The sequence below is a fragment of the Micromonospora sp. ATA51 genome (assembly GCF_016802855.1).
GTDB classification, from domain to species: domain Bacteria; phylum Actinomycetota; class Actinomycetes; order Mycobacteriales; family Micromonosporaceae; genus Micromonospora; species Micromonospora sicca.
In genome coordinates this window covers 1-6,882 of the sequence record NZ_JAEVHJ010000339.1, presented here as the reverse complement: position 1 = coordinate 6,882, position 6,882 = coordinate 1, and the positions used below count along the sequence as shown (strand labels likewise).

At 75.0% G+C, this 6,882-nt stretch carries 4 protein-coding genes; 1 reads left to right on the top strand and 3 read right to left on the bottom strand.

The features are described 5' to 3' along the window. Window positions 1-102: 102 nt before the first annotated feature. Window positions 103-1,971, bottom strand: a complete 1,869-nt coding sequence (locus JNW87_RS32250) for a hypothetical protein (protein WP_109804906.1) — start codon at window positions 1,969-1,971, stop codon at window positions 103-105. A gap of 157 nt (window positions 1,972-2,128) precedes the next feature. Here JNW87_RS32250 and JNW87_RS32245 point away from each other — a divergent pair, with 157 nt between their 5' ends. Continuing rightward, window positions 2,129-3,322: a hypothetical protein gene (locus JNW87_RS32245; protein WP_109804905.1), complete on the top strand. Its 1,194-nt coding sequence runs from the start codon at window positions 2,129-2,131 to the stop codon at window positions 3,320-3,322. Between the two features lie 109 nt (window positions 3,323-3,431). Here JNW87_RS32245 and dxs read toward each other — a convergent pair whose 3' ends face one another. Both dxs and JNW87_RS32235 read right to left on the bottom strand, forming a co-directional pair. Beyond that, a complete protein-coding gene (gene dxs, locus JNW87_RS32240) occupies window positions 3,432-5,381 on the bottom strand; it encodes a 1-deoxy-D-xylulose-5-phosphate synthase (protein WP_109804904.1) in 1,950 nt (649 codons plus the stop codon). Between the two features lie 193 nt (window positions 5,382-5,574). Then, window positions 5,575-6,786: a class I SAM-dependent RNA methyltransferase gene (locus JNW87_RS32235; RefSeq protein ID WP_236648456.1), complete on the bottom strand. Its 1,212-nt coding sequence runs from the start codon at window positions 6,784-6,786 to the stop codon at window positions 5,575-5,577. Window positions 6,787-6,882 lie beyond the last annotated feature (96 nt).

Below are 6,882 nucleotides of genomic sequence, written 5' to 3'. Positions count from 1 at the left end.
CGGACTGGGTGCCCGACCAGGTGAAGGTGGCGGTCGTCCGGGCCGGCAGGGTGTAGGTGAAGGACTGGCCGCCCCAGACGACCTTCACCGACTGGGCGGCGGTCAGGCCGACCGGTCGGTCAGTGTCCGGACGTCCCACAACCACACGTCCAGCTCCTGCCGGCCGGGGCCGACCAGCTGCTCGACGGTACGCCGCAGCGGCTCGGCGTTCTGCTGGCCCAGCGGCAGCACCACGACGGCGGCCCGCCAGTGCCGCAGCTCGTCCAGGCAGCGGCGGCGCTGCCGGTCGTCCAGCTTCGGCGTGCGGCCGGTGGTGGCCACCTCCTCGAGCAGGTCGCCGATGCCGCTCGGCCGCCCGCCGAACCGGCCCGGGTCGCCGGTCACGCCGTTGCGCGGGGCGAGGAAGTAACCACCGGGGATCTTGAAGTCCAGGTTGGTGCTGGCGGCCCAGCGCATCGCGTGGGTGTTGCCCATGCTGGGCACCGGCACCGACACCAGGGTCTGGTCCGGGCCGACGTACTCGCGCCAGCGGTCGGCGGTGATGAACCGCGGCACCGCCGGGCGGGTGGTGACCTGCAGCGGCATCGGCGCGATCGGCAGCAGCGCGAGGACCAGGCCGGCGACTGCCAGCGTCCGCACGGTCCGCCGCTCGGGCGTCCGCAGCGACCAGGCCCGCTCGACCGCCAGGGCCAGCAGCACCCCGATCACCACGGTGGTGATCAGGCCGAACCGGGTGGGCACCACCGCGTCGAGCAGCGGCAGCCGGACCAGCAGCTCCCACGGGCCGGTGCCGAGGTCCCGGTCCCACCAGGACACCCGCTCGCCGAGGGAGAGCACCGCGAAGCACAGCCCGGTCGCCGCGAGCGCCCGGACCACCACCTCGCGCCGCAGCCAGGCCACGATGCCGACGGCCAGCAGCGACAGGCTCCAGCCGAAGAAGGCGTTCTCCTCGGAGTAGTTCGGGGCGAGGTTGACGTTGGCCCGCTCGCTGCCGCCGAGGGTGGGCGAGCCGGGGGCGAAGAACGCGGCGATGTCGTTGCCGTAGTCGCGGACCGTGTCGCTGAGCCCGTGGTACGCCATCGGCCCGGCGAACTGCACCCAGAGCGGGTACGCCAGCAGCGCCCCGGCCAGCAGCGCGCAGACCGCCAGCCCGGTGGCGAGCGGGCGCCACGCGGCCGACCAGCGGTCGCGCCGCTGGGCGAGCACGGCGAGCAGGAAGACGCCGCAGGCCAGCGCGGTGAAGAGGAGGATCTCCTCGTTGATGAACGCCTGGACGGTGACCAGCAGGGCGAGCAGCGCGCCGTCGCGGACCGGGCGGGTGGCGCGGGTCAGCACCAGCACCCGCCACACGATGAACGGCAGCAGGAACTGGGAGATGATGTTGGGGTGCCAGTTGGCGTGCGAGAGCATCGCCGGCGAGAACCCGCAGAACCAGCCGCCGACCGCGGCGGCCAGCCGGGTCCGTACGACGTGTCGGGAGAGCACGTGGTACCAGGCGGCGGCGGTGCCGGCGAGGCCGAGCGTCACCAGCGTCACGAAGGACACGGCCGGTCCGAAGAGGAGAGTCACCGGCACCATCGGGATGCCGAGCGCCAGAATGGCGGTGTTCGCCATCAGGTTGACCCCGTCGGGGTAGTTGAACTGGTCGGTGTAGAACGGGAACTCGCCGTGCAGCACCACCCGCACCGAGTGGGCGAGGAAGAACTGCACCTGCGCCGGGTCGCTGCTGTAGAGCGAGGCGACCCGACCGGCCGGGTCGGCCCAGATCCGGCTGGTCACCCAGACCGCGGCGAGCAGGAAGACGCCGTGTACCGCGAGGTCCTGCCGGCGGGGCGTCCGCCGCCAGCGGCGCAGCGGCGCCGCCAGCCGTCCTCCGGCGCCCGGCCGCACCGGAGTGTCCAGGGTCACGGCGGACTCGGAGCCGGCGCGGGCGTCGGGTCGGGACTCGACACGGGGCTCGGCAGAGGTCACAGTCGGCGGAGTCTACCGGAGCCGGAAACGGCACGAAACGCAACGCGTCGTCCTATGTGGCGGGTGGGCCGGGCGAGGCGGTCGCGGTCCGGCGACCGGACATCTCGTACCATGTGGCTTCGAAAACACGACCGGCGACGCGATCGGGGGCGTACAGGTGGCTTCAGTCCGCCGGCGCGGCACGACAGCCACCGCACTGCTGACCCTGCTGCTGAGCGTGACCGCGTGCGGTCCGGTCGCCGACCGGCGGGCGACGACGCTGCCGGTCGGCTACGACACCCTGGACGGGTCGCTGACGGTGTGGCCGCCGCGCGGCAGCCTGGCCGGTGACGCCGCCACCACGGCGGCGGTCACCGCAGCGGTACGGGACTGGCGGTCGCCGGTCGACGACCGGGCGCACCTGCCCTCGTCGGGCATCCTCTTCTCCGGCCAGGTGGACGGGGCGCCGCTGGCCCTGGTCGCCGCGGACGTGCCCGGCGAGAGCGCGTCCTGGCTGCTCCAGCTCACCCGGGACGGCGACCGGTGGGCGGTCAGCCACGCCACCGAGTACACCGACCCGGGCTACCTGGTCTACTCCGACGTGCTGCCGGTCCAGCTCCCGGCCGGCCGGCGCTACCTGACCTCGGCCCGGGTGGAGCGGCTGCTCGACCCTGACGGGCGGGCGCTGCCCACCGCCGACGGCCTCACCGCGCCGGTCGCGGTGCCGGCCTGCCGGGCGGTGGAGCTGACCGCGTCCCTGCGGCCCACCCGGTCGCTGCCGCGCGGCCGGGCCGCGGACCGCCTGCTCGACCTCGGTACGGCCACCGCCGACCCGCGGTACCCGCTGGTCCGCGACGAGACCGGCTCCGGCCGCCGGGCCCTGACCGGGCTGGACACCTGTGTGCTCGCCGGCGAGCGGGGCCCGTTCGGCAGCATCCCGCGCCGGATCGGCGACCGGGACGCCCCCCGCTCGGTGCCGGAGTCGTGGCCGATGGCCAGGCTCGCCGTCCGCTCCCTGGGCGAGGTCGCCCTCGGGGGCGGCGAGCCGGCCGACCTGGAGCAGCTGAGCTGGGAGAGCGCCACCGGCACGATGACCGCGGTGGTCTACCGTCCGGCCGACGGCGGGGCCCCGGTGGTCTCCCCCGCCGACCGCTCCACCACCCTCCAGGCGTACCTGCTGCCGATGCCGGGGCAGCCGCTGGCGGTGCTGAGCTGGCGGGCCACCCGGGACGCCTCGTTCGCCGCGCCGCCGGGCACGTCACGCCTGGTGGACCGGCCGGGGCTGGTGGTGGCGCCACAGCCGACGAGGAAGCAGACGTTCAGCCTGGCCGGCACCGAGAAGACCTGGTACCGGTCCGTCGGCGGCCGCTGACGTCGTTTGTTGCGGTGGTGGGGTTCGCGGGTCGAGCGCCGTCCGGCCCTTCTTGCTGATGACAAGAGGGGTGACCCTGATCAGCAGGGCCACCCCTCTGCGTGGTGCGTCAGTTCTTGGCGCCGGCCTCGTCACGCTGGACGTCGTCGACGGGCTGGGCGTCCAGGCCGGAGATCCAGCCGGTGACGTCCCGGGCCACGTCCTGCGCGGTCAGGCCGAGGTCCGCGAGGATCTGGGCGCGGGTGCCGTGCGGGTGCCAGTCGGCCGGTACGCCCAGGTCGCGCAGCGGCACCCGGACGTCGGCGTCCCGCATCGCCTGGGCGAGGGCGTCGCCGACGCCACCCACCCGGACGCCGTCCTCGACGGTGACCACGAGTCGGTGGCCGGCGGCGAGCTCGACCAGCTCGGCCGGGACCGGCCGGACCCAGCGCGGGTCGACCACAGTCACCCCGTAGCCCTGCTCGGCGACCCGGGCGGCCACCTCCATGCCCAGCGCGCCGAAGGAGCCGACGGCGACCAGCAGAACGTCGGTCCGGGCCGACTCGGCGAGCACGTCGACGGTGCCGACCCGGCGTACGGCCGGCAGGTCGGCGGCGACCGTGCCGGTCGGGAAGCGGACGATGGTCGGGCCATCGTCCACGGCGACCGCCTCGCGCAGCTCCTCGCGGAGGCTGCCGGCGTCCCGGGGGGCGGCGATCCGCAGGCCGGGCACCACGCCGAAGACGGACATGTCCCAGATGCCGTAGTGGCTCGGCCCGTCCGGGCCGGTGACGCCGGCCCGGTCCAGCACGAAGGTCACCGGCAGCTTGTGCATCGCCACGTCCAGCAGGACCTGGTCGAAGGCCCGGTTGAGGAAGGTGGCGTAGACCGCCACCACCGGGTGCAGGCCGCCCATCGCGAGGCCGGCCGCCGAGGTGGCGGCGTGCTGCTCGGCGATGCCCACGTCGTACGTCCGCTCGGGGTACTTGCGGGCCAGCTTGGCGATGCCGGTCGGCTCGGCCATGGCGGCGGTGATGCCGACCACGTCGGGCCGCTCGTCGGCGATGGCGACCAGCTCGTCGGCGAAGACGTGCGTCCACTTCACCGACGGCGCGGCGACCAGCTGGCCGGTCTCGACGTCGAAGGCACCACCCGGGCCGTGCAGGCAGTCCGCCTCGTCCTCCTCGGCCGGCCGGTAGCCGTAGCCCTTGCGGGTAACCGCGTGCACTATCACCGGGCCGCCGAAGTTCTTCGCCGCCCGCAGCGCCGACTCGACCGCGGCGACGTCGTGGCCGTCGACCGGGCCGACGTACTTGATGCCGAGGTCCTCGAACATGGCCTGCGGGGCGACCGCGTCCTTGATGCCCTTCTTGACCGCGTGCAGCACCTCGTACATCGGCTTGCCGACCAGCGGGGTCGAGCCGAGGGCCTCCTTGACGGTGTCGAGCACCTTCTCGTAGCCGGGGTTGAGCCGCAGCGAGGAGAGGTGGTCGGCGAGCCCGCCGATGGTCGGCGAGTACGACCGGCCGTTGTCGTTGACCACGATCACCAGCGGGTTGCCGGCGGTGGCGATGTTGTTCAGCGCCTCCCAGCACATGCCGCCGGTCAACGCGCCGTCGCCGACCACGGCCACCACGCTGCGCTGCTCGCCCCGCACGGCGTACGCCTTGGCCAGCCCGTCCGCGTACGACAGGGCGGTGGAGGCGTGCGAGTTCTCGATCAGGTCGTGCTCGCTCTCCGCCTGGCTCGGGTAGCCGGAGAGGCCACCGCGCTGGCGGAGCTTGTCGAAGCCGTCCTGCCGGCCGGTGAGGATCTTGTGTACGTAGGCCTGGTGGCCGGTGTCGAACAGGAGCCGGTCCCGGGGGGAGTCGAACACCCGGTGCATGGCCAGGGTCAGCTCCACCACGCCCAGGTTCGGACCGATGTGCCCGCCGGTGCGGGAGACCTTGGCGATCAGGAAGTCACGGATCTCGGCGGCGAGGATGTCCAGCTGCTCGGCGCCCATCCGCTTCACGTCCTGCGGACCACGGACCGTGCCCAGCAGCCGACCGTGGTTGGCCGTGCCCTCTTCAACACTCATGACGGAAGAGTCTATCGGCCCTCCGACAGCCCGCAGCGCGGCCCGAGGTCACCGCAGGTCGGGGCGGGTATGCCCGGCTCACCCCGGTGCTCGGCGCCCGCCGCCGAGCATCAGCCGGCGCGGACGCCCCGGCGGGGCGGCGGCGGCCCCGGAGTGTGGGATTCCGCACCCCGCGTCGGCGTTTCGGGCCGGCTCAGCCGGGCGGCAGGAGCAGGCCCACCAGCTCGACGTGCTGGGTCATCGGGAACAGGTCGAAGCCGCGCAGCGCGGCCAGCCGCCAGCCCAGGCCGGCGAAGGTGCGCACATCCCGGGCGAAGGCGGCCGGGTCGCAGGCGACGTACGCCACCGCCCGGGGGCGGCCGGCCACCACGTCCCGCACCACCTGGGCGCCCGCGCCGGTACGCGGCGGGTCGAGCACCACCACGTCCACCGGGCCGGTGACCCGGCGGCGGGCCAGCGCGGTCTCCACCCGGGCCGCGACCACCTCCACCCGGGGCAGGTCGGCCAGGTTCTGCCGGGCCGCGGCCACGCCCTCCGCGGCGGACTCGACCAGGGTGACCCGGGCATCGCCGACCCGACCGGCCAGGGCCGCGGCGAAGAGCCCGGCGCCGCCGTACAGGTCCCAGGCGGTCTCGCCGGGGCGCGGGTCGAGCAGGTCGAGGACCGCCCCGACCAGGGTGTCCGCCGCGACCGGGTGAACCTGCCAGAAGCCGGACGCGGGCAGCGACCACTCCCGCCCGGCGGCCACCTCCCGCACCACCGCCGGTCCGCTGACCGGCGTCGGGACCCTCTCGGCCACCGCCACCACGCTGACGTCGCCGCCGGTGGAGGCGACCGTCTCGACCGCCTCCGCGTCCGGCCAGCGGGCCCCGCTGGCGGCGAGCACCGGCAGCTCCTGGATCGCCGGGTGGGCGATCAGGCAGCGGTCGATCGGCACCACCTCGTGCGAGCGGTGCTTGAGCAGCCCGGCCCGGCCGGCGCCGTCGACCGCGTACCGGACCCGGGAGCGCCAGCCCAGCAGCCCGCCGGGCAGCGGCTCGACCCGGACGCCCAGCTCGTCGACCTCGGCGTCGGTGAGCCCGCCCAGCCGGGTGAGCTGCTCGCGCACCACGGCGGTCTTCCAGTCCAGTTGCGCCCCGGGCGCCACGTGCTGCAGGTCGCAGCCGCCGCAGCGGCCCGGCTTCGCGTACGGGCAGGGCGGCTCGACCCGGTCCGGGGACGCGTCGAGGATCTCCACCGCGTCGGCCCGGGCGAAGCCCCGGTGCAGCTCGGTCACCTCGGCCACCACCCGCTCGCCGGGGAGCGCGTGCCGCACGAAGACCACCTGGCCGTCGAACCGGGCCACGCAGTGCCCGCCCGGGGCGACCGCGTCCACGGTCAGCTCGACCCGCTCGGCCTCCTCCAGCCCCCGCCGCGCGCCGACCGTCTCGTCGACGTCCGCGCCGGCGGCGGCGTCCCGCGCGCCGGTCCGGCCGGACCCGGCCGTCACGGGCGCTCCCCG